This is a genomic window from Glycocaulis abyssi (assembly GCF_041429775.1).
In the GTDB taxonomy this organism is placed as follows: Bacteria; Pseudomonadota; Alphaproteobacteria; order Caulobacterales; family Maricaulaceae; genus Glycocaulis; species Glycocaulis abyssi.
Window position 1 is genome coordinate 741,851 of record NZ_CP163421.1, and the last position, 22,778, is coordinate 764,628.

21 protein-coding genes are annotated in these 22,778 nt (G+C 63.6%); 19 read left to right on the forward strand and 2 right to left on the reverse strand.

Going from position 1 to position 22,778, the window contains the following annotated elements; all coding sequences use genetic code 11:
- Positions 1 to 27: 27 nt before the first annotated feature.
- The 13 genes from eno (at position 28) to AB6B38_RS03760 (ending at position 12,631) form a co-directional block, all read left to right on the forward strand.
- Entirely contained in the window at positions 28 to 1,305 is a 1,278-nt protein-coding gene (gene eno, locus AB6B38_RS03700) for a phosphopyruvate hydratase (protein WP_371394408.1), read from the forward strand.
- A gap of 107 nt (positions 1,306 to 1,412) precedes the next feature.
- Entirely contained in the window at positions 1,413 to 1,727 is a 315-nt protein-coding gene (locus tag AB6B38_RS03705; RefSeq protein WP_371394409.1) for a septum formation initiator family protein, read from the forward strand.
- A gap of 132 nt (positions 1,728 to 1,859) precedes the next feature.
- Entirely contained in the window at positions 1,860 to 2,882 is a 1,023-nt protein-coding gene (gene pdhA, locus AB6B38_RS03710) for a pyruvate dehydrogenase (acetyl-transferring) E1 component subunit alpha (protein ID WP_371394410.1), read from the forward strand.
- 1 nt (position 2,883) lies between these two features.
- On the forward strand, positions 2,884 to 3,420 hold the full coding sequence (locus AB6B38_RS03715) for a DUF6794 domain-containing protein (protein WP_371394412.1): 537 nt from the start codon (positions 2,884 to 2,886) through the stop codon (positions 3,418 to 3,420).
- 2 nt (positions 3,421 to 3,422) lie between these two features.
- Positions 3,423 to 4,841, forward strand: coding sequence for a pyruvate dehydrogenase complex E1 component subunit beta (locus AB6B38_RS03720; RefSeq protein ID WP_371394414.1), 1,419 nt, complete (start codon positions 3,423 to 3,425; stop codon positions 4,839 to 4,841).
- A 5-nt stretch (positions 4,842 to 4,846) separates the two neighbouring features.
- Positions 4,847 to 5,107, forward strand: a complete 261-nt coding sequence (locus AB6B38_RS03725; protein WP_371394415.1) for a DUF5076 domain-containing protein — start codon at positions 4,847 to 4,849, stop codon at positions 5,105 to 5,107.
- A 48-nt stretch (positions 5,108 to 5,155) separates the two neighbouring features.
- Positions 5,156 to 6,520, forward strand: a complete 1,365-nt coding sequence (locus AB6B38_RS03730) for a pyruvate dehydrogenase complex dihydrolipoamide acetyltransferase (protein ID WP_371394417.1) — start codon at positions 5,156 to 5,158, stop codon at positions 6,518 to 6,520.
- Positions 6,521 to 7,333: an acyl-CoA thioesterase gene (locus AB6B38_RS03735; RefSeq protein WP_371394418.1), complete on the forward strand. Its 813-nt coding sequence runs from the start codon at positions 6,521 to 6,523 to the stop codon at positions 7,331 to 7,333.
- 28 nt (positions 7,334 to 7,361) lie between these two features.
- The gene (gene lpdA / locus AB6B38_RS03740) at positions 7,362 to 8,774 is read left to right on the forward strand and encodes a dihydrolipoyl dehydrogenase (RefSeq protein ID WP_371394420.1); all 1,413 of its coding nucleotides are present in this window, start codon (positions 7,362 to 7,364) and stop codon (positions 8,772 to 8,774) included.
- Positions 8,775 to 8,920: 146 nt separating this feature from the next.
- The gene (locus tag AB6B38_RS03745) at positions 8,921 to 9,769 is read left to right on the forward strand and encodes a hypothetical protein (protein ID WP_371394422.1); all 849 of its coding nucleotides are present in this window, start codon (positions 8,921 to 8,923) and stop codon (positions 9,767 to 9,769) included.
- A gap of 49 nt (positions 9,770 to 9,818) precedes the next feature.
- Positions 9,819 to 11,075 (forward strand): hypothetical protein, encoded by a 1,257-nt coding sequence (locus AB6B38_RS03750; protein WP_371394424.1) that lies wholly within the window; start codon positions 9,819 to 9,821, stop codon positions 11,073 to 11,075.
- 81 nt (positions 11,076 to 11,156) lie between these two features.
- Positions 11,157 to 12,128: a lipoyl synthase gene (gene lipA / locus AB6B38_RS03755; protein ID WP_371394425.1), complete on the forward strand. Its 972-nt coding sequence runs from the start codon at positions 11,157 to 11,159 to the stop codon at positions 12,126 to 12,128.
- Positions 12,129 to 12,142: 14 nt separating this feature from the next.
- The gene (locus AB6B38_RS03760) at positions 12,143 to 12,631 is read left to right on the forward strand and encodes a type II toxin-antitoxin system RatA family toxin (protein WP_371394426.1); all 489 of its coding nucleotides are present in this window, start codon (positions 12,143 to 12,145) and stop codon (positions 12,629 to 12,631) included.
- Here the strand turns inward: AB6B38_RS03760 and AB6B38_RS03765 are convergent.
- Together AB6B38_RS03765 and AB6B38_RS03770 are read right to left on the reverse strand one after the other, a co-directional pair.
- Positions 12,599 to 13,099 (reverse strand): CinA family protein, encoded by a 501-nt coding sequence (locus AB6B38_RS03765; protein ID WP_371394427.1) that lies wholly within the window; start codon positions 13,097 to 13,099, stop codon positions 12,599 to 12,601. The two genes, AB6B38_RS03760 and AB6B38_RS03765, sit on opposite strands and share 33 nt — an antisense overlap.
- Entirely contained in the window at positions 13,096 to 14,232 is a 1,137-nt protein-coding gene (locus AB6B38_RS03770; protein WP_371394428.1) for a bifunctional 2-C-methyl-D-erythritol 4-phosphate cytidylyltransferase/2-C-methyl-D-erythritol 2,4-cyclodiphosphate synthase, read from the reverse strand. The genes AB6B38_RS03765 and AB6B38_RS03770 overlap by 4 nt, the downstream gene beginning before the upstream one ends.
- A gap of 112 nt (positions 14,233 to 14,344) precedes the next feature.
- Between AB6B38_RS03770 and dusB the strand changes: the two genes are divergently transcribed.
- From dusB to trkA, 6 genes are all read left to right on the forward strand, one after another.
- Positions 14,345 to 15,355, forward strand: a complete 1,011-nt coding sequence (dusB, locus tag AB6B38_RS03775) for a tRNA dihydrouridine synthase DusB (RefSeq protein WP_371394429.1) — start codon at positions 14,345 to 14,347, stop codon at positions 15,353 to 15,355.
- Positions 15,352 to 16,392 carry a nitrogen regulation protein NR(II) gene (locus AB6B38_RS03780; protein ID WP_371394430.1) on the forward strand — a complete coding sequence of 347 codons (1,041 nt, stop codon included), beginning with the start codon at positions 15,352 to 15,354 and terminating at the stop codon, positions 16,390 to 16,392. The genes dusB and AB6B38_RS03780 overlap by 4 nt, the downstream gene beginning before the upstream one ends.
- A complete protein-coding gene (locus AB6B38_RS03785; RefSeq protein WP_371394431.1) occupies positions 16,389 to 17,681 on the forward strand; it encodes a response regulator in 1,293 nt (430 codons plus the stop codon). Before AB6B38_RS03780 ends, AB6B38_RS03785 begins: the two co-directional genes overlap by 4 nt.
- A gap of 116 nt (positions 17,682 to 17,797) precedes the next feature.
- A complete protein-coding gene (locus AB6B38_RS03790) occupies positions 17,798 to 19,978 on the forward strand; it encodes an ATP-binding protein (protein ID WP_371394432.1) in 2,181 nt (726 codons plus the stop codon).
- A gap of 3 nt (positions 19,979 to 19,981) precedes the next feature.
- Positions 19,982 to 21,403 carry a sigma-54-dependent transcriptional regulator gene (locus tag AB6B38_RS03795; RefSeq protein ID WP_371394433.1) on the forward strand — a complete coding sequence of 474 codons (1,422 nt, stop codon included), beginning with the start codon at positions 19,982 to 19,984 and terminating at the stop codon, positions 21,401 to 21,403.
- The gene (gene trkA, locus AB6B38_RS03800; protein WP_371394434.1) at positions 21,403 to 22,776 is read left to right on the forward strand and encodes a Trk system potassium transporter TrkA; all 1,374 of its coding nucleotides are present in this window, start codon (positions 21,403 to 21,405) and stop codon (positions 22,774 to 22,776) included. Before AB6B38_RS03795 ends, trkA begins: the two co-directional genes overlap by 1 nt.
- Positions 22,777 to 22,778 lie beyond the last annotated feature (2 nt).

A 22,778-nucleotide genomic window follows, 5' to 3' on the forward strand; every position in this document is an offset into this window, starting at 1 on the left:
CGCCTTTAATGCCAAGGACAATGCCCCATGACCGCCATCACCGACATCATTGCGCGCGAGATTCTCGACAGCCGGGGCAATCCCACGATCGAGGTGGATGTCGAGCTGGAAGATGGCTCCGTCGGCCGCGCAGCCGTCCCCAGCGGTGCCTCCACGGGCGCGCACGAGGCGGTAGAGCTGCGCGATGGCGGTGACCGGTATGGCGGCAAGGGTGTCCGCAAGGCGATTGAGGCGGTCGAGGGCGAGATTTTCGATGCGCTGGCGGGCTTTGACGCCGAGGAGCAGCGCCGCATCGACCAGACGCTGATTGCGCTCGACGGCACGCCCAACAAGGCGCGTCTGGGCGCGAACGCCATGCTGGGCGTGTCGCTGGCAGCGGCCAAGGCGTCGGCCCTTTCGGTCAATATGCCTCTCTACCGCTATCTGGGCGGGGTGAATGCGCGCGTCCTGCCGACCCCGATGATGAACATCATCAATGGCGGCGCACACGCGGATAATCCCATCGATTTCCAGGAATTCATGATCATGCCGACCGGCTTTGACCGGTTTTCCGATGCGCTCCAGTGCGGCGCGGAAATCTTCCACGCCCTGCGCGCGCGCCTGAAGGCTGATGGTTTCAACACCAATGTCGGCGATGAGGGGGGCTTTGCGCCCAATCTGCGCAGCCCCGAAGAGGCGCTCGATGCCATCATGGCGGCCGTCGAGAATGCGGGCTACAAGCCGGGCGAGAACGTGGTGCTGGCGCTGGATGTCGCCTCCACCGAATTTTTCCGCGATGGCAAATATGTGCTGGAAGGCGCGGGCAAGACCTATGATGGCGTGGGCTTCACCGCCTATCTGCAGGGCCTCGTCGCTTCCTATCCCATCATCTCCGTCGAAGACGGCATGGCCGAGGATGACTGGGAGGGCTGGAACCTCCTTACCGCAGCGCTGGAAGGCGATTGCCAGCTCGTAGGCGATGATCTGTTCGTGACCAACCCTGAGCGTCTCCACCGTGGCATCCAGGAGGGTGCAGCCAACGCCATTCTGGTGAAGGTCAACCAGATCGGCACGCTCTCTGAAACGCTGGATGCGGTCGAGATGGCCCTGCGTGCCGGCTATGGCGCAGTGATGAGCCACCGCTCTGGCGAAACCGAGGACAACACGATTGCCGACCTCGCCGTCGCCACCAATTGCGGGCAGATCAAGACCGGTTCGCTGGCGCGCGCAGACCGCACGGCAAAGTACAACCAGCTTCTGCGTATCGAAGCCGAGCTGGGCGATATGGCGGTCTATGCCGGGCGCAGTTCAATCGCTGCGGAGTAGGCATTCGAATCACCCTGATTAACGATTCGCCTAACGTTTCCTTTACGCTATCGCGATAGTCTCCGGCCGTTCGATCCGCAAAAGGCGGACGGTGGATGGAGGCGGGTATGAATGCGCTAAAGCGCTTCATCCTGATAGGCGTTATGGTGGGCGTGCTGGGCTATGTCGCCCATCACGCCTTCTATTCTGACCGCGGCTTCGTGCAGCAGGCGGTCGTTTCGGCGCGCATTGCCCAGGCCGAAGCGGAACTCGCTGATGCGCGCGCCGAGCGTATGCGGCTGGAAGACCGGGTGGCCCGGCTTTCCCCCAGCTCCGGCGAACTTGATCTCGATTATGTCGAGGAGAGGGCGAGGGACGTGCTCAACTTCGCCCATCCGCACGAGATCATTGTGCGCCTGGAGCCACAACCCATCGCATACTGAATATTGCTGCGTCGCAGCACGATTATTCGCATGCGCGAAACTACCGTTTCAGGCTTTACCCGGCAGGCGTCTGTCTGATACTCCCGCGTCAGTTCTTGACAAGGGAGCGCGATATTATTTCGCGTGTGAAGTATGGCTGCTCGCCGATCTGCCTCCTCCAAATCTCCGTCCCGCGCCAAGAAGGCCGCAGGGCCCGGCGCAGACGAATATATCGGCTGGTATCGCGACATGCTGCTGATCCGCCGCTTCGAGGAGAAGGCGGGCCAGCTTTACGGCATGGGTCTGATTGCCGGTTTCTGCCATCTCTATATTGGCCAGGAAGCGGTCGTGGTCGGCGTGCAGAGCGCGTTGCGCGAGGGCGATCAGGTCATCACCGGCTACCGCGATCACGGTCACATGCTGGCAGCCGGCATGACGGCCAATGGCGTGATGGCGGAGCTGACGGGCCGGGAAGGGGGCTATTCGCGCGGCAAGGGCGGCTCCATGCACATGTTCAGCCGCGAGAAGCAGTTCTTTGGCGGGCACGGCATTGTGGGTGCGCAGGTCTCGCTGGGAACGGGCCTCGCCTTCGCCAATGCCTATCGCGAGGACGGAAAGGTGTGCGCCACCTATTTCGGTGACGGCGCCGCCAATCAGGGCCAGGTCTATGAGAGCTTCAACATGGCCAAGATCTGGAACCTGCCGGTGGTCTATGTCATCGAGAACAACCAGTACGCCATGGGCACAAGCGTAAAACGCTCCTCGTCCGAAACCCATCTGTTCAAGCGCGGCGTCTCGTTCAATATCCCCGGCGAGGAAGTCGACGGGATGGACGTGAACGCCGTCTATGAAGCCGCGAAAAAGGCCGTGGAGCACGCCCGCTCGGGCAAGGGACCGTACATTCTGGAGATGAAGACCTACCGCTATCGCGGCCACTCCATGTCCGATCCGGCCAAATACCGCACGCGTGACGAGGTCAACGAGTATCGCGAGCACAAGGACCCGATTGATCTCGCCCGCAAGCGCATCCTGGATGGCAAGTTTGCCACCGAGGACCAGCTCAAAGAGATGGAAAAAGAGATCAGGAAGATCGTCCAGGAATTGGCCGAGTTCGCCCAGTCGAGCCCCGAGCCCGATCCGTCCGAGCTCTACACCGACGTGCTGGTGGAGGGCTGATATGCTTTCGGGAATTTTCTCTATGGTGTTGGCTGCCGCGCTGCTTGTGCAGACCGAACCCTCTTGTATTCCTGAGGACTATGACGGCGCGCTGGATTGCCTCGATGAGTTGTTGACTGCGGAATCGAAGTCTCAGCTTGACGGGATGGCATATAACGAACTCCTCGGACGTACGCACTTCGGCTTGGGGATGTGGATCAGGAACAACTGGATTTATCCCGATACCCCTCTAGCACAGGAACTGCGCGACACGGGTTTTCAACACGCCGATGATATGTCCGGGGTGGTCGTGGAGGGCTATTGGGCGCGCCGCCAAGGATGCGAATTATCGATAGAAAACTGGGTCGCGTTCTATGACGCCTACTGGCAGTCGCAAGAACAACTGATTGAAAGCGAGCCCGATCCGGAAACTGGCATCGTCGAGATACAGGTCCCACCGGGAGGACTGCGCGGAATCCCTGAGCGACCACGCCCGGAATGCGACTTTCCACTCGATCAGACGCCGCCGGCGCGCGGCTCCCATGCGGAGCATAATTGACCATGACCATCGAAGTTCTCATGCCCGCTCTCTCTCCCACGATGGAGGAAGGCACGCTCGCCCGCTGGCTCGTCAAGGAAGGCGATGAGGTGAAATCCGGCGATGTGATCGCCGAGATCGAGACCGACAAGGCCACCATGGAAGTGGAAGCCGTCGAGGAAGGCATCGTTGCCAAGCTGCTGGTCGAAGAGGGCAGTGAAGGCGTGAAGGTCAACGCGCCCATCGCGATCCTGAAAGAGGAAGGCGAGAGCGATGAGGCGGTGAAATCGGCCTCTTCGCAGAAGAGCGCTCCTCAGGATGAGGAGGAAAAGGATTCGGAGGAGGCTAGCCCTCATCCTGAGGAGGATGCGAAAGCATCCGTCTCGAAGGACGAGGGCGGTGAGAAGAAGGCCAAATCCTCCTCCCTCAAGGACCCGGAAATCCCTGAAGGCACCAAGATGGTCTCCACCACGGTGCGCGACGCGCTGCGCGATGCGATGGCCGAGGAAATGCGCCGCGATGAGCGCGTCTTCGTCATGGGCGAGGAAGTGGCCGAGTATGAGGGGGCCTACAAGGTCACGCGCGGGCTGCTGGAGGAATTCGGAGCCAAACGCGTCGTTGATACCCCGATCACCGAGCACGGCTTTGCCGGTGTTGGCGTCGGGGCAGCGTTTGCGGGCCTGAAACCCGTCGTGGAGTTCATGACCTTCAACTTCGCCATGCAGGCGATTGACCACATCATCAACTCGGCCGCGAAAACGCTCTACATGTCCGGCGGGCAGATGGGCTGTCCCATCGTGTTCCGTGGGCCGAACAGCGCGGCGAGCCGCGTCGGCGCTCAGCACAGCCAGGACTATTCGGCCTGGTATGCCAATGTGCCAGGCCTGAAAGTCGTCGCGCCCTATGATGCTGCGGACGCCAAGGGCCTTCTGAAAGCCGCGATCCGTGATCCCAACCCGGTCGTGTTCCTGGAACACGAGCTCATCTATGGCGAAAGCTTTGACGTGCCGGATGTGGACGACTGGGTGCTGCCCATCGGCAAGGCGAAAATCCGCCGCGAGGGCTCTGATTGTACCATTACGGCGCATTCGCGCATGGTCGGCTTCGCCCTGCAGGCGGCCGAAAAGCTCAGCCAGGAGGGCATTGAGTGCGAGGTGATTGATCTTCGCACCCTGCGCCCGCTGGATACCGAGACGGTGGTGGAAAGCGTGAAGAAGACCAATCGCATCGTCTGCGCCGAAGAGGGCTGGGGCCGCATGGGCGTCGGCGCGGAAATCGCCGCCGTCGTCACCGCAGAGGCGTTTGACTATCTCGATGCGCCGCCCGCGCGTGTGCATCAGGAAGATGTGCCGCTGCCCTATGCCGCGAACCTTGAAAAACTCGCTTTGCCGGGTGTCGATGACATCATCAAGGCGGTCAAAGCCGTCACGTACGCGGAGTAGGTGCCATGCAGCAGGATGCTTCTCCATTCTTCGTTGCTTTTCGTGCCGATGACGGCGACGTCACCGTGCACATCGATACCGAGGTGATAGAAAGCGGCAGCCATGCGGGCATTCTGCTGGCCGACTTTTCCCGGCATATGGCGATAGCACTGGCTCAGACGGGGAAGGCCGCGAGCCCTGATGCTGCGTTAAACGAGATGCTGGGCCTGTTTCAGGCCGAGATAAACAACCCCACCGATACCCCGCGTGGCGGGATAGCGAACTGATGATCGATACCCTCGTTCCCCACGCCGTACGATCCAGCGGAGCTGACAATGCCCATTGAAGTCCTGATGCCCGCACTCTCGCCGACCATGGAGGAAGGCACGCTCTCGCGCTGGCTCGTCAAAGAGGGCGATGAGGTGAAATCCGGCGATGTCATCGCCGAGATCGAGACCGACAAGGCAACCATGGAGGTCGAGGCCGTCGATGAGGGCCGCGTCGGTAAAATTCTCGTGGAAGGCGGCACTGAAGGCGTGAAGGTCAATGCCGTCATCGCCGTGCTGCTGGAAGAAGGCGAAGATGAGAGCGCGCTTGAAAGTGCGCAGTCTTCCGCTTCGCAAAAGCCTGCTCCCAAGGATGAGGGCAAAGGCAAGGAACCGAAATCGTCTGAAACCCCGGCCGAGCGCAGCGAGAGCCGGGGCCGGGAGCAGGATAAAGACGAGGTCCCGGATCGCGCCAAAAGCGCGTCCGGGAGTTCAGCTCAAAATAACGAAGGCACCCGCCTCAAAGCCTCGCCGCTGGCAAAGCGCATGGCGCAGCTGGAAGGGCTGGATTTAAGCGATCTGGAAGGCTCCGGCCCGAATGGCCGCATCGTGAAGCGCGATGTCGAGGCTGCGCTGTCGCAAGGCGTTTCCAAGGCCGCGAAGAAAGACGCCGCGCAGGACAAGACGGGCGCGCCCGCAAAGGCCGAGCCCGGCAAGATCAGCGTGGCGAGCCTCAATCTGGAAGAGGGCACCTACGAGATCGTCCCGCTCGACGGCATGCGCAAGACCATCGCGCGCCGCATGACGGCGAGCTTCCGCGATGTGCCGCACTTCCCGCTGAGCATTGATCTGGAGCTGGATGCGCTGCTGAAACTGCGCTCCGAGCTGAACGCCAAAGCACCTGAGGGCGTGAAGGTGTCGGTCAACGACATGCTGATCCGCGCCTGCGCGCTGGCGCTGATCCGCGTTCCCGAAAGCAATGCCAGCTATACCGATGAGGGGCTGGTCATGCACAAGCACGCCGATGTGGCGGTGGCCGTCGCGATTGATGGCGGGCTTATCACGCCGGTGATCAAAAAGGCGGAGACCAAGGGGCTCGCGAAAATCTCCGAAGAGATGAAAGACCTCGCCGCCCGTGCCCGCGAGCGCAAGCTGAAACCGGAAGAGTTCCAGGGCGGCACCTTCTCCATCTCAAACCTGGGCATGATGGGCATCAAGTCCTTCGCCTCCATCATCAACGAGCCGCAAGGCATGATCCTGTCTGTCGGGGCAGGGGAGAAGCGCGCGATAGTGAAGAATGATGCGCTGGCCATCGCGACGGTGATGACGATCACGCTGACCTGCGATCACCGCGTGGTTGATGGCGCGACCGGCGCGAAATTCCTCGAAGCGCTGAAACCGCTCGTCGAAGATCCGGTGACGATGTTGCTCTAGATGGTCATCCAACCCAGCCCTGACAGTGCCATTCGCCTGTGCGATCTGGTCTTCCCGCAGCAGACCAACCACCAGGGCAGCCTGTTCGGCGGCACGGCGATGGCGCATATGGACAAGGTGGCCTTTCTGGTCGCCGCGCGTCATGCGCGCCGGCCCTTTGTGACGGCCTCTTCCGACAAGATCGAGTTTCGCGCGCCCGCGCGCCTCGGCCATCTTCTTGAGCTGACCGGCCAGGTGCGTATGGTCGGCCATCATTCGCTGAGCGTGCGTGTGCAGCTGGACGCCGAGGACATGCTCACCGGCGAGCGCCACCGGTGCACGCAAGGCGAATTCGTCATGGTCGCGGCGGACCGCAAGGAGAACCCGGAGGCCCTGCCGCCTGTGCCGCGCACGCGTCTGCCGGAGCTGGACCCCTCCAATGGCGCCAGCCGCATGGTGGAGATCATCTTCCCCGGCGACACCGATCATCTCGGCCGTCTTTATGGCGGCGGCGCGATGGAGCGCATGGGCAAGGCGGCGGTGATCGCCGCCTACCGCCACGCCCGGATGAATGTCACCATGGCAGCCTCCGACAAGATCAGCTTTGAAAAGCCCGCCCATGAAGGCGAGATGATCGATCTGCACTCTGAGGTGATTGATGTGGGACGCACCTCGATGCGGGTCGGCGTGCAGATGGACGCCGAGAACCTGATGAGCGGGGATAGGCGCACCGTGGCGCGCGCCGAGTTTGTCATCGTGGCGGTTGATGAAAACGGCAAGCCGTCGCCTGCCCCAGGGCTGGTGGCAAGACAGAGAAACGTTGCGGCCAGTTGAGCCGCACAAAAGGTGAAAGGACAGGGCCGTGGCCGATTCCCAGTTTGATCTCATCGTCATTGGCGGCGGGCCTGGCGGCTATGTCGCGGCAATACGCGCGGCGCAGCTAGGGCTTAAAACGGCCGTAGTGGAGCGCGAGCATCTGGGCGGGATCTGCCTGAACTGGGGCTGCATCCCCACCAAGGCGCTCCTGCGCACCTCCGACATCTACCATCTCTTCCAGCGCGCCGAGGAATTCGGCCTGAAGGCGGACAATGTGCGCTTTGACATCGAGGCCATCGTCAAGCGCTCGCGCAAAGTCGCCGGGCGGCTGTCGGGCGGGGTGGGCCACCTGCTAAAGAAGAACAAGGTGACCGTCATTGACGGGGAGGCGAAGCTGGAAAAGGGCTCGAAGGCCCCCAAAGTCGCCGTGAAGGGCAAGGACGGCAAGAATGCCACCTACGAGGCCAAACACGTCATCCTGGCCACAGGTGCCCGTGCGCGCACCATTCCGGCAGCGGGGCTGGAGCCGGACGGCAAGACCATCTGGACCTACAAGGAAGCCATGGTGCCGGACGCGCTGCCCAAATCCATCCTCGTCATCGGTTCCGGCGCAATCGGGATGGAGTTTGCCAGCTTCTATTCCACGCTGGGCTCCAAGGTGACCGTGGTGGAGATGGTGGACCGCATCCTGCCTGCCGAGGACGAAGAGATCAGCCAGTTCGCGAAGAAGGCGTTCGAGAAACAGGGCCTGAAAATCATCACCGAGGCGCAGGTGGAGAAGCTGGAAACAGCCAAGTCCGGCGCGAAGGCGACGATAAAAGTCGATGGCAAGTCGGAAGTGATCGAGGTCGAGAAGGTGATTCTCGCCATCGGCATTACCGGCAATGTCGAAAATCTGGGGCTGGAAGCGCTCGGCGCGAAAATCGAGCGGGGCCATATCGTCACCGACGGCTATGGCGCAACCGGCGTCTCCGGCCTCTACGCCATCGGCGATGTCACCGGCGCGCCCTGGCTCGCCCACAAGGCAAGCCATGAAGGCGTGATCTGCGTGGAGAAGATCGCAGGTCAGGACGTCCACCCGATGGACAAGTCCAACATCCCCGGCTGCACCTATTGCCATCCGCAGATCGCCTCGGTGGGGCTTACCGAAGCGAAAGCGAAGGAGGCGGGCCATGAAGTGCGCGTCGGCCGCTTCCCCTTCGTCGGTAATGGCAAGGCAATTGCGCTCGGCGAGGATCAGGGCCTCATCAAGACGGTGTTCGACAAGAAGACCGGCGAGCTTCTGGGCGCCCACATGATCGGTGCGGAAGTGACCGAGCTCATTCAGGGCTATGTCGTTGCGCGCCAGCTGGAAACGACCGAAGCCGAGCTGATGCACACCGTTTTCGCCCATCCCACGCTCTCCGAAATGATGCATGAGAGCGTGCTCGATGCGTATGGCCGCGCGCTGCATTACTAGGCAGTAACCAACCCCTCAAATCCGCAGGAGATTTCACGAGAGACGGCAAAAATTTATCGTTTTTCGAAAAAAGTGCTTCCTTATCGAGTTTCGATATGTTATCGAGTTTCGATATGGTTGGTCCCTCATCACAAGAGGTAAGAAAAATGAAAAATCGTCTCCTCCTCTCTACCGTCACCGCCACGGCGGTCATTCTGGTCGCCTGCATGCCGGCTCCTGTGTCGTCCAGCTCGTCTGCTCAGGATGGCACACGCGTCATGGGCGGTGATATCCGCCTGTCGCTGAATGATGACGGGGATGCCCGCATAACCGGCGCTGATGTACGGCTGGATGGCCGGGTCGGGCGCGAACTGCGCGTGACGGGCGCTGATATCACCTTGCAGGACATGTCCGTTGGTTCGCTCACCGCCACGGGCGCTGATGTCAGTTTTGCCGGCGCTGTCCTGGGCGATGCCCGTGTGACGGGGGCTGACATATCCATCCGGGGTAATATCGGTGGCGATCTGCGCGTTCGCGGCGCCGATTTGCGTCTGGAGGGTAATGTTGCCGGAGAGGTGGATGGCAGCTTTGCCGATGCCAGCTTCAACGGGCGGCTGGGCAGTCTTCGCGCCAACGGGGCGGATATCCGCCTGTCGTCCGGTTCGGTGGTCGACCGGGATATCCGCGTGAACGCTGCTTTCCTGGATACCGAGGCCCGGATTGACGGCACGCTTTACGCCAATGTGCGCAGTGCCCGGATTGGCGGGTCTGTTGCCGGCGAGATTGATATCAATGCTGATGAAGGCCGTCGCTGGCATCGCCGCGAAAGCGATGGCCGCGTGGAAATCAGCGGAGAGCTGGCTGGCGGAACAATCTGCGCACGGCGCGTTGTCATATCCGGCACCGTTACCGGGCCGCTGAATGTCCGCGCGCTGGAGGCCGTCACGTTTACCGGAGACGGTTCGGCGCCCCAGCTTGAATATACCCCGCGCGGCGATGCACGTTGCCGCCGCTAGGTGCCGCCAGATTCCAAATTCCTGAGCCAGCACAGAAAGGCTTGAACCGATGTTTAGCAAGTGGATAGCGCGTTTCGCCCAGACGGGCATACTGGCCGGGCTGATGCTCGCCATGTCGCCCGCCCACGCGCAGTATATTGGCGGCGACCTCAATCTCGATCTCGATCAGGACCGCTCCGCCCAGTTCCTGGCTGGCGATGTGACCCTGCGCGGCCGTGTCGGTGGCGATATCAGCGGGCTTGCGGGCAATGTGGATATCACCGCTGATGTTGGAGGCAGCGTCCAGCTGGCGGCCGGTGACATCATCATTCGTGGCACGGTAGGCCGGGATGTATCGCTGGCGGGTGCCAACATATCCATCCTCGCGGACGTTTCGGGCGGCGCTGACCTGGCGGGTGCGGATATCCGCGTTGGCGGGCGCATTGGCCGTGATCTGGCCGCAGGGGGCGCGTTGATCGCCATTGATGAAAGCGGTTCGATTGGCGGCAATATGGATCTCGCTGGCAGTGAAATCCGCATGTCCGGCACGGCTCAAGGCCGCATGAAGGGCCGTGCGCGCACCGTGATTATCGAAGGCACGGTAGCCGGTGATGTGGAACTGCACGCCGAGAACGTGGAAATCATGCCGGGCGCGCAGATCGCCGGCCAGCTGCGTGTGCGCGGTCCCAACGCGCCGGTCATCGCCGAAGGCGCGCAGATCATCGGCGAAACCAGCTATGAGGAAGCGCCGTTCAGCGACCAGCGCCGTGCCCGCGTCTACTCAGGGCCGCGCGTATCCGATTTTGGCCCGCCGGTGTGGGCGTTTGGAACGGCCATGGGCATCGCCGCCTTTGTGCTCGGCCTGCTGGCCTGCCTGATTTCGCCGCGCGCCGTATCGGGCATTGCCGATCATTTCCGGGCGCGTCCCTGGGCTTCCGGCCTGCTGGGGCTGGTGCTGGCCGCCTTCCTGCCAATCCTGCTGGTGGCGGTGTTTGTCTTCCTGGCCATCACGGTCATCGGCATACCGCTGGGCATCATCCTGCTTTTTGCTTTCCCCTTCATCATGGTGCTGGCCTACGCATTTGGCGCAGTGGTGCTCGGAGACCTGATCTTCAACCGCTCTGGCGAAGGCATCGGCCTTGGTCTGCGGGTGCTGTCATTCTTCCTGGTGCTGGCCGTTGTCGGGGCGCTGGGTGTGGTGCCGGCCCTCGGCTTCCTCATCGGGTCGATCGTCTTCTTCATCGGCCTGGGGGCCTGGACGCTGGCGCTTTTCAACCGCAATCCACGTCTCGTGGCAGCCGAGCGCAATGGCGGGGCAGCGATCTAGCCCGCCAACGCATAACTGACTTGCGCAGCGGCCCGGTTCACAGCGCTTGAACCGGGCCGCTTTGCGCGCCATGTTCCCGCCATGACAACACTCTTCGATACCCGCCAGCAGCAGCGCGCCGAGCGCCATCCCGAAAAGCAGAAGCGGCCCGACACGCCGGTGCTGCGAAAGCCGGAATGGATTCGCGTCAAGGCCCCCGCAGGCGGTGTGTTCTCCGAGACCCGCAAAGTGGTGCGAGAGAATAATCTCGTCACCGTGTGCGAGGAGGCAGGCTGCCCCAATATCGGCGAATGCTGGGCGCAAAAGCACGCCACCTTCATGATTATGGGCGACACCTGCACCCGCGCATGCAGCTTCTGCAATGTGAAGACGGGCATGCCCGCGCCGCTCGATACTGATGAGCCGCGCCGAGTTGCCGAAGCCACCGCCGCCATGGAGCTCAAACACGTCGTCATCACCTCGGTGGACCGTGATGATCTGGCCGATGGCGGGGCGGAGCATTTCGCACAGACGATCCGCGCCATCCGCCGGCTGAACCCGGACACGACGATCGAGATTCTCACCCCCGACTTCCTGAGGAAGCCCGGCGCAGCGGAGATCGTGATCGACGCGCGCCCGGATGTGTTCAACCATAATCTGGAGACCGTGCCGCGGCTCTATCTCTCCATCCGGCCCGGCGCGCGCTATTACCACTCACTGCGCCTGCTGGAGCGGGTGAAAGAGCGCGACCCTTCCCAGTTCACCAAATCTGGCATCATGGTCGGCCTTGGCGAGACCAAGGAGGAGGTGATGCAGGTGATGGACGATATGCGTTCAGCCGGTATCGATTTTCTTACCATCGGCCAGTACCTGCAGCCGACGCGCAAGCACGCGGCCGTTGACCGCTTCGTCACGCCGGACGAGTTCAAGGGCTATGAGACGATTGCGCGCGCCAAGGGCTTCCTGATGGTGTCCGCTTCGCCGCTGACCCGGTCCAGCTACCATGCGGGCGAGGACTTTGCCCGGCTGCGCGACGCGCGTGAGGCGGCGCTGAAAGCGGGCCGCAAGGTCTGAAGCGCGGCGAGCTGATGACCTCCGAACACCGCGAGAGCCTGCGCCTGCCATACCGGCCTGACGAGCTGTTCGATCTCGTCAGCGATGTACGCGCCTATCCCAGATTCATTCCGCTTATCAGCGCATTGCGCGTGATACGTGATGATGTGGATGAGGGTGTTGGTGAGCTGGATGCCGAAGCACGCGTGCAGTTCCGCTTCGTTCGCGAAAGCTTCACGACGCGCGTCCTGCTGGACCGTCCGGCCAGGACCATCAAGGTCTCTTACCTTTCCGGTCCCTTCCACGAACTGGCCAATGAATGGAGCTTTGCAGAGCTGGAGGACGGCTCGACGCAAGTCAGCTTCTGGATCCGCTACCGCTTCCGCAATCCGGTACTCAACGCCCTGATGGATGCCAGCCGTTCACGCGCCATCCGCTATCTGATCGAACGTTTCCGCGAGGAGGCGGCCCGGCGCTACACGCCGGTCGGTTCAGATGCGGGCCGCGTCGGCGAGAAGGCGTAGCGCCTCGAAGGCCGCTGCCTCGCGCACGCCATGACGGTCAAGATGGTCGAAAAAATGCCGTTCGGTGCGTGTAGCTTCTCCGCGTCGGGCCAGCCCGAACCAGACCAGTCCCACCGGCTTTTCATCGCTACCGCCACCCGGTCCGGCAATGCCGGTAATCGACACGGCAATATCGGCGTGGGAGTTGAAAAGCGCGCCTTCGGCCATCGCGCTCGCCACCTGCTCGCTCACCGCGCCGTGCTGGGCGATCATCGCAACCGGCACAGCAAGGCTCTCGGCCTTGGCTGCGTTGGAATAGGTAACAAACCCGCGCTCCAGCACGGCAGAACTGCCAGCGATTTCCGTAATGGATGCCGCGACCAGCCCGCCAGTACAGCTTTCGGCGGTGGCGAGCGTAACGCCCTTATCCGTGGCCAACGCCACCAGTTCGCGGGCCGTTTCGGCGAGAATGGCGGGCAGGGTGCTCATGTGAGAACTCCGGTGAAGGCGGCCTGCGCGGCGATCCCTTCGCCCCGGCCGGTAAAGCCCAGCTTTTCGGTAGTGGTCGCCTTGATGTTCACCCGCGCCAGCGCCAGACCGGTCAGCTCTGCCACGCGGGCGCGCATCGCATCGCGTACGGGGCCGATCTTCGGGCGCTCACAGATCAGCGTGATATCGGCGTGAACGGGGCTTATGCCCGCCTCGCGGGCAAGCTGCATGGCGTGAACGAGGAATTGCGCACTGTCGGCGCCGCGCCAGCGTTCATCGCTCGGCGGAAAATGCTGGCCGATATCGCCTGCGCCAGCAGCGCCCAGAATGGCGTCCGTCAGTGCGTGCAGGCCCACATCGGCGTCGGAATGGCCAACCAGCGCCAGATCGCACGGAACGAACACACCGCACAGATGGATGCCGTCTCCTGCCGTCAGCCGGTGAACATCAAAGCCCGTACCCATGACCGGCAGGCCGGACGGCCCGCCCAGCAGGGTTTCGGCGCGTGCAAAATCGTCCGGGTAGGTCACCTTGAACACCGCCTCATCGCCTTCAACCAGCTTAACCTGAAGCCCCGCCGCGCGGACCAGGGAAATTTCGTCGGGATAGTCTCTGCCGCGCGTCTCATCGAACGCCGAGCTCAAAGCGGCAAGGTGAAACGCTTGCGGCGTCTGGATACGCATCAGCCCATCGCGGGAAACGGCCTCGACGCCAGCCTCGCCCTCACGCGCCAGCGCATCAGCGACGGGCAGGGCAGGCGCGGCGCCGGAAGTGTCTTCCAGCGCTTGCAGCAGGCGGTCAATGAGCGGCTGGCTCAATCCCGGACGTGCCGCATCGTGAATGAAGACAAGCGGCTGGCTGGCCCTGTCGATGCAGGTCTTTACCGAGCGCGTGCGGCTGTCGCCACCCTCCACGAGGATGACATCAAGGCCTTGAAGCGCCTCGCGCGCCGTATCCATATGGGCTACGGGCACTGCGACGATGATCTCGCGGCACAGCGTATGCGCGGCGAACGCCTCGGCCGACCAGCGCAGCAGGGGCTTGCCCCCAACACGCTCGAACTGCTTGGGCACGCTGCGCCCAGCCCGCGTGCCGCTTCCTGCGGCAACGATGCATGCACTGAATGGCGTCATCAGGTCTCTTTCGTGCAGCACTCTGGCACCAAAACCGTGCAGAGCGCTGTGCGGCGTCTGGCGGTTCGCGTCCATACACTGTATCTGCAGCCTCATGACAAGGGTGTCACATATGGCCGAGGGGCCGGGTTTCAGCGTCGGCGCGGTGCGCGTGGACGTGCCGTGCATTCTCGCGCCTATGTCGGGCGTGACCGACTATGCCATCCGCAAACAGGCCAAAGCCTTCGGAGCGGGACTGGTCGTATCGGAAATGGTGGCGTGTGAAACGCTGGCGCAGGGCCGTGCTGATGTGGTGCGGCGCATGGCAGGAGATTCAGATGTTGCACCGCGTGTCATCCAGCTGGCAGGGCGTGAAGCGAAATGGATGGATATCGGCGCGCGCATCGCTGCCGATGCCGGGGCCGAAATCATCGATATCAATATGGGCTGCCCGGCGCGGCAGGTGACGCGCGGCCTCTCCGGCTCTGCCCTGATGCGAGATCTTGACCATGCGCTGGAGCTGGTCGAGGCGACGGTCAATGCCACTGACATACCTGTCACGCTGAAGATGCGGCTCGGCTGGGACCACGACACGATCAACGCGCCGCAGCTGGCACGCCGCGCTGAGGATGCCGGTATCCGTATGGTCACGGTCCACGGACGTACCCGCCAGCAATTCTACACCGGCACGGCCGACTGGGCGGCGGTGCGGCCCGTGAAGGATGCCGTATCCGTCCCCGTGGTGGTCAATGGAGACATCACCAATGCCGATGAGGCGCGCGCGGCGCTGGCACAATCGGGCGCGGACGCCGTGATGGTGGGCAGGGCCGCCACCGGGCGCCCCTGGTTGCCTGGCGCTATTGGCCGGGCATTGCTTGAGGGCGGCGATGCGCTCGACCCGCCCATGGCGGACATGATTGATGCTCTGGTGCGGGCGACAGAGGACTCCGCGGCCCTTCATGGCGAAATTCTGGGCGTGCGCTGCATGCGAAAGCACTATGCGGGCTTTGTCGATCATCTGTTTGATGATCCGGGCGAGGCGCGAAACTGGCGCGGCGTGCTGTGCAAGGCGGCCAGTGTTACAGGGGCCATTGCCGGGCTGGAGCGTCTGGCCCGCGAAGCCGGGATACGCAGCGCCGCATGAACCCGTCAGATGCCACGACCGCCCAGGCTGCCGATTATCTGCCCAGCGCGGTACTGCTCATCAATGCCGGTGGCGTCATCTCCTATGTGAACGACGCGGCCGAGGCGCTGTTCGAGCGATCCGCGCGGCGTCTGACCGGAGAGAGGCTGGACGGGCTGGGTCCGTGGGGCATGGCAGCCAGAACGGTCGCCAGCCGGGCGGTTGGCGAGGGCAGGGCGGTGTTCGCCCATGATGTGCGCGTGGAGTTTCCCGACGGCACACGCCGGGCAGCGATTGATGCCGCGCCTCACAAGGATGGTGCCTGCATCTCCATCCGCCTCTGGCCGGAGGCCGGTGCGGTCGCGCGCGGTGACCGGGCGGCCAATGCCGCAGCCGGATTTGGCCGAATGCTCTCCCACGAGCTGAAAAACCCGATGGCCGGCGCGCGCGGTGCCGCGCAGCTGATTGCCTCATCGGCAGACCCTGAAACGGCGGAGATGGCCGCTCTCATCATGGCCGAGCTGGACCGGGCGCTGCGCATTGCAGACCGCTGGAGCAAGGTCGGCGATATCGCGCCGCACCCGTTCGCGCCGTTCAGCCTGAATGAAGTGGCCAATGAGGCGCTGCGCTCCATGTCGGCGGCCAGCGGCAAGGGGCTGGCTCTGGTGGAGGATTATGATCCTTCGCTGCCCGATGCTTTCGGAGACCGTGATCTGGTGCTTCAGGCCGTGCTGAACCTGCTCGTCAACGCTGCCGAGGCACTGGCTGGCCAGGGTGATGGCGTTATCGAGATCACCACCCGCTATCGCACCGCGCGGCCCGGCGGGGTGGCGCCTGAGGCGCGCCTGCAGATTGATATCACCGATAATGGCCCCGGTGTTCCGGAGGAGCTCGGCGAGTTGATTTTCTCCCCCTTCGTCACCGGCAAGCCGGCAGGCGAGGGGCTGGGGCTGGCGCTGGTCTCGCGGGTGGCAGAGCTGCATGCCGGCGGGCTGGAATATGAAAGCCGGGCGGGACGCACCGTGTTCCGGATCTATCTGCGCGAGGAGGCGGCATGACACAGGATAGTGGCGGCGGACGGCGCATTCTCGTCCTTGAAGACGATGAGACCTTGCGCCTGGTCATCTCGCGCGCGCTCACCCGTGCAGGCTTTGACGTGCGTGCTACCGCTTCGCCCTCATCAGCCATTGAGCGCATGGCAAGGCGCGACGCTGACCTTCTGGTAGCCGACGTGCTGCTGGGCGATGAAAACTTTCTCGACCGGCTGGAAGAGCTGCAGCATGTCCGGCCCGATGCGCCGGTGCTGGTCATCAGTGCGCAGACGACGGCGGCAACGGCCATTCAGGCGGTGCGGGGCGGGGCCTATGAATACCTGCCCAAGCCGTTCGATCTGGACGATCTGGTAGATGCCGCCTGCCGCGCGCTCGATACCGGTGAGCGCGCAGGCCAGCAGCGCTCCGGTGCCAACCCCTTCCCGGATCTCGTCGGGCGGTCCCCGGCCATGCAGACAGCCTTCCGCCTGCTGGCGCGCCTGTCGCGCGTCAGCGCGCCTGTCCTCTTCACAGGGCCAGACGGGTCTGGCCGGGCGAGTGCGGCGCGCACGCTCCACCGCGCGAGCAAGCCGGGTAAAGCCTTGGTCGAAGCCGGGCCTGACCGGCTGAAACGCGAAGGCGTGCAGGTGTTTGCCGAAGCGAGCGGAGCAGGCTTGTTGCTGCGCCGCGCTGAGCGCTGGGACGACGCCGTTCAGGACATGGTCCTGGAGCAGCTTGACCAGATGGGGGACACACGCCTTTACGTCACCGCTCTGGCCGATGTGCGCACCGTTATGGCGCCGGCCTTGTTCGAGCGTCTGGCGGTCGGCCATGTCGAGCTGCCGCCTCTGCGTACGCGCGGCGAGGACCGTGTGCGCCTGTTCGAGCATTTCCTGAAAAAGCACGGACGCACCGATTTTGCGATTGCCCGCGATGCGGCAGAGTTCATCAACGCCTATCCCTGGCCCGGCGAGGTGGCCGAGCTGGAGCGCAGCGCCGCCCGCCTCGCCGTGCAGGGCGACAAGGGAACGCTGGGGCTTGCGGCCCTGCAGGAGGCGCTGGCGGCCCCTGCAGCGCCGGGTACAGGCGCAGTCCTTGAAGATGCCGTGCGCGCTTTTGTCGGCTCCCGGCTGAGCGAGCATAGCCAGGATGTGGCAAATGATGTGGCGGCTATCGTCGACAAGGCGATGATTGAAACCGTGCTGGCCCATACCGGCGGGGTGCGGCGCGACGCAGCGCGATATCTGGGACTGAACCGCAACACGCTCGCGCGCCGCCTGACGGCGCTGGGCATGGATGGCGGCGGTGAGGAATAGTTGCAACACTAGGCGTTGATATTTGGCCACACCCGGTCCAACATGCGCCGGGGCGTATCGAACATAGGCGCATCAGCTTGCCATCCTGGCTTAAAAACAGTGTCGAATCCCTGCGCATGTCGCTTTTTGCCACGGGGTTTCTCGTGGCAGCGACCGGGGTGGTCGCATGCGCGGTTCTGGCTGTATCGGAACAGGGCGCGATCGGCAGCCTGGCGCCGCTATTCTACACCCTGCTGACAATATCGGCTTTCATCATCGCGGCTCTGGCCGGCGCGGTCAGTGTGCGGGCGGCCCGCATTTTCATGGGGCGGCGCTTTGGCGCGCCCGCACCGCGCCTGCATATGCGCTTCATGGCGCTGTTTGCGCTGGCGGCGGTGGCACCCTCAATCCTGATGGCTTTGCTGCTGGCGCTGGTGCTGGGCCGGGGTGTTGAATTCTGGTTTGGTGAGCGGGTCACTACCCTTGTCGAGACCATGGCCGAGGTCGGGCGCGCGCAAGCGCCGCTGGAGCTGAATCTGGCCGAGCTGCAACTGGTCAGCATGGCGGGCGATCTGTCCTACCCAGAAGCCGTCGCGGCGATGAGCGAGAGCCGTATCGAGTACACGCAATATTTGCGCAACCAGGCCATCGGGCGCAATTTCGCCGCCGCCTATGTCATTGACAGCCAGTCGACCGTGCTGGCGCGCGCCGAGGCACCGGGCGCGCCGCCCTTCGTGGCCCCGTCACAGCTAATGTACGAGTTCGCAGGATCGCGCGATATCGGCGTGAGCGACCCGACCCAGCGCGAGGATGGGCCGGCCTATGTGCGCCTCCTGGTGAACCTGCCAGCCTATGAGGACGCATACCTCTATGTCGTCTGGTACGTCGATCTGGGCGTGCTGACCGCTGCCGAGGAGGCAACCGCCTCCTACCGCCAGGCCGTGGCGCGCGAGGAGGGGATGCGCCAGGTCTTCATCCTGGTCTATTTCGCGGCTGTGGCGCTGATCCTGGTGGGCGCGCTATGGCTCGCCTTGAGCGCGGCTACGCGCGTGGTCACGCCGGTTGCCCGCCTTGTGGGCGCGGCTGAGCGGGTCCGGCGCGGTGATCTCGATGCCCGCGTTCTGGTCCAGCGCGAGGACGACGAGATCGCCGCTCTTGGCCGCGCCTTCAACCGGATGACGCGCCAGCTGAACAGTCAGCGCCGCGCCCTGCTGGAGGCGAATGCGGAATCGGAAAGCCGGCGCAACTTCATCGAGGCGGTGCTGACCGGCGTCAGCGCGGGCGTGGTGGGTCTCGATCCGCAAAACCGCATCACGCTCGTCAACCGCTCCGCCGAAACCCTGCTGGATGTGGAGGCAGGCACGCTCACAGGCGAACCGGTGGACGCCGCGCTGGGCATGTTTGCGCCCATCGTCGAGGAGGCGCGGCGCTCGCGCGCGGTCCTTATCGAGCGCCAGATCGACATTCCGGGCAACGATGGCGCGCTGCTCAATCTGAATGTGCGCGCCTCCACCGACGATGAGGGCGAGCTGGTTATCACCTTTGACGATGTGACGCGGCTGGTCTCTGCCCAGCGTAACGCCGCATGGCGCGATGTCGCGCGCCGCATCGCGCACGAGATCAAGAACCCGCTCACCCCGATCCAGCTGTCAGCAGAGCGTATCCGGCGCAAATACCGCAGCGGGATACCGGACGATCAGGCAGAGATTTTCGACAAATGCATCGAGACCATTGTCCGTCAGGTCAGCGATATTGGCCGGATGGTCGATGAGTTCTCGGCGTTCGCGCGCATGCCCACACCCAAGATGGAGGCCGCCGATCTGGTAGGCGTGGTTGAGGGGGCGGTGTTCTCGCAGCGCGTCGCGTCACCGCGTATCAAGCTGCCGCTGGAGACGCCAGACCATCCGGTCATCGTGGAGTGCGATAGCCGCCTTACGGCGCAGGCCCTGGCCAACATCCTGAAAAACGCCGGTGAAAGCGTGCTGGCGCGGCTGGATGAGGAAGGCGCCAAGCAGGGCGGCGAGATTGCCGTGACCTTGAAGCTTGAAGACGACACGGCCGTGATCGAGGTGCGCGATAACGGGCTGGGATGGCCCTTTGCTGACCGCGCAAAGCTGACCGAACCCTATATGACGACACGCGACAAGGGGACCGGCCTGGGTCTCGCCATTGTGCGGCGGGTCATGGAAGACCATGGCGGCCGGCTGGAGCTTGATGAACGCGAGGATGGCAATCGCGGCGCGCTGGTCCGGTTGGCCTTTCCCTTGCTTGAAACAACGAACGCGGCCAATGAGTCCGCACTGTCCCGAGAGGCATAACGCATGGCACACGACATTCTGGTCGTTGATGATGAAGCCGATATCCGCGAGCTGATTGGCGGCTTGCTGGAAGACGAAGGGTATATGGCGCGCTATGCCGGCGACGCCGACGAGGCGCTGGCCGCTGTGCGCCAGCGCAAGCCCTCGCTGGCCATCCTCGATGTCTGGCTGCAGGGCAGCCGGCTGGACGGCATCGCACTGCTGGACGAAATCCGCGCGGCTGATCCCGGACTGCCCGTTATCGTCATTTCCGGACACGGCACGATCGAAACCGCCGTCGCGGCCATCCGCAAGGGCGCCTATGATTTCATCGAGAAGCCCTTCAAGTCCGACAAGCTGCTGCTGACGGTGGAGCGGGCGCTGGAAGCCAGCCAGTTGCGCCGCGAAGTGGCCGAGCTGCGCGCGCGCACCGAAATGCATAACGAGCTGATCGGCAAGTCAACTGCGGCAAATCAGCTTCGTCAGACAATTGAGAGGGTTGCGGCAGCTAATTCACGTGTTCTGATAAGCGGGCCGGCTGGCTCCGGCAAGGAGCTGATCGCCCGGCTCATCCACGCTGGCTCTCCACGGGTAGGCGGAAACTTTGTGCCTGTCAGTGCGGCCATGATGAACCCCGACCGGGTTGAAGAGGAGCTGTTCGGCGCCGAACGCACCGATGGCAGCGTTGAACGTGTCGGCCTGCTCGAGCAGGCCCATGGCGGCACGCTATTCCTCGATGAAGTCGGCGACATGCCGCTGGCGACCCAAGGCAAGCTGCTGCGCATGCTGGTGGAGCAGCGCTTCCGGCGTCTGGGCGGCGGCGTGGACGTGGAAGTGAATGTGCGGGTGCTGTCGTCCAGCTCGCGCGATTTGCGTGCGCTGATCGGGCAGGGGCGCTTTCGCGAGGATCTCTATCACCGGCTGGCGGTCGTGCCGATCGAGGTGCCGCCATTGTCGGACCGGCGCGAAGACATTCCGCTGCTGGTGAGCCACTTTCTGGAGCGTCTGACGGCCATGTCGGGCCTGACCCCGCGCAAGATCGGACCTGACGCCATGGCGGCCCTGCAGGCGCATAGCTGGCCCGGCAATGTCCGCCAGCTACGCAATAATGTGGAGCGCGTGCTCATTCTGGCTACGGGAGACCCGAACGAGGCCATCACCCTTGATGCGCTGCCTTCAGAGGTCGTGGGACGCGATAGCGGTCCTGGCGGACTGGATACAGAGCGGATGATTGCGCTGCCCCTGCGCGATGCACGCGAGAATTTCGAGCGTGAATACCTCAAGGCGCAGATCAGCCGGTTTGGCGGCAATATCTCGCGTACAGCCACGTTTATCGGCATGGAGCGCTCGGCACTCCACCGCAAGCTGAAAAGCCTTGGCGTGGGCGGAACTGATCGCGGTGACGGGGATGGCGACGACACGCCCGCCACGGGGAGTGAAGGCTGATGAAAGCCGTCGTTTGCGGAGCCGGGCGGGTAGGGTACGGTATCGCGCGCGAGCTGGCCGCCGAGGGCAATTCGGTTACGGTGGTGGACTGGTCGCAAACGCTCATCGACCGGGTGACAACGGATCTGGATGTACGCGGTGTTGTCGGCCATGGCTCGCATCCCGATACGCTGGAACGCGCCGGTATTGCCGATGCTGACCTGCTGGTCGCCGTCACCTATTCGGACGAAACGAACATGGTCGCGTGCCAGGTGGCGCATTCGATTTTCGATACGCCGCTGAAGATCGCCCGCGTGCGCGCCCAGAGTTATCTGGCAAAGTCCTGGCGAGACCTGTTTGCGCGCGGTGCGCTGCCCATCGATGTGACGATCTCGCCGGAGCTGGAGGTCAGCCGCTCCATCCTGCAGCGTCTGGAGACGCCGGGGGCGTCGGCAACGGCGCCTTTTGCCAATAACCGGCTTCAGCTTCTGGGCCTGCGCGTCGATGACGGCTCCCCCATAGCCGGTACCAATCGCGAGCATCTGCGTGAGCTGTTTCCCGATCTGGGCATGGATGTTGTCGGCGTGCGCCGCGACAGCGGCGTGTTCATTCCCGAAGACCGCGACCCGCTCAGCGTCGGTGATGACGCCTATGTGGCCGTGGCCGGGCCGCATGTGCCACGGGTGCTGGATGTTTTCGGCCATCAGGTTCAGCGCGCGCGCCGCGTGGTGATTATCGGGGCTGGTAATATCGGCGTATATGTGGCGCGGGCGCTGGAGCGCATGGCGGGGGTGCGCGTACGGATCATCGAGGCTGACAAGGCGAGGGCGGAACGCGCCGCTGACAGCCTGTCGCGCACCGTCGTTCTCCATGGCGATGGCCTTGACCGCCGCCTGCTGCGTGAAGCGGGCGTCGAGGATGCCGAACTCGCGATCTGCCTGACCAATGATGACAAGGTTAATCTGCTGTCGGCGGTCATGGCCAAGCGCGAAGGGGCGCAGCGCACGCTTTGCCTCGTCAACGAGCCGGGCCTGAAGGATGTCCGCACCGAGCTTGGGATCGACATTATGATCGATCCGCGCGGCGTCACCGTGTCCACCATCCTCCAGCACATTCGCCGGGGGCGCATCACCGGCCTGCAAACGCTGGCTGACGGTCAGGCCGAGGCGCTGGAGGGCGTGGCGCTGGCGACATCGCCGCTCGTGGGCAAGTCGCTGCGCGATCTGGAACTGCCTGAAGACGTCTCGGTCTGCGCCCTTGTGCGCGGCGAGAAGGTCTATTTCCGCCGGGATAATGTGACGATCGAGACCAATGACCGGCTGGTGGTGTTTGCCCTGAAAGCGGCTGTTCCCAAGGTGGAGCAGCTCTTCCGGGTTTCCCTCGAATATTTCTGATC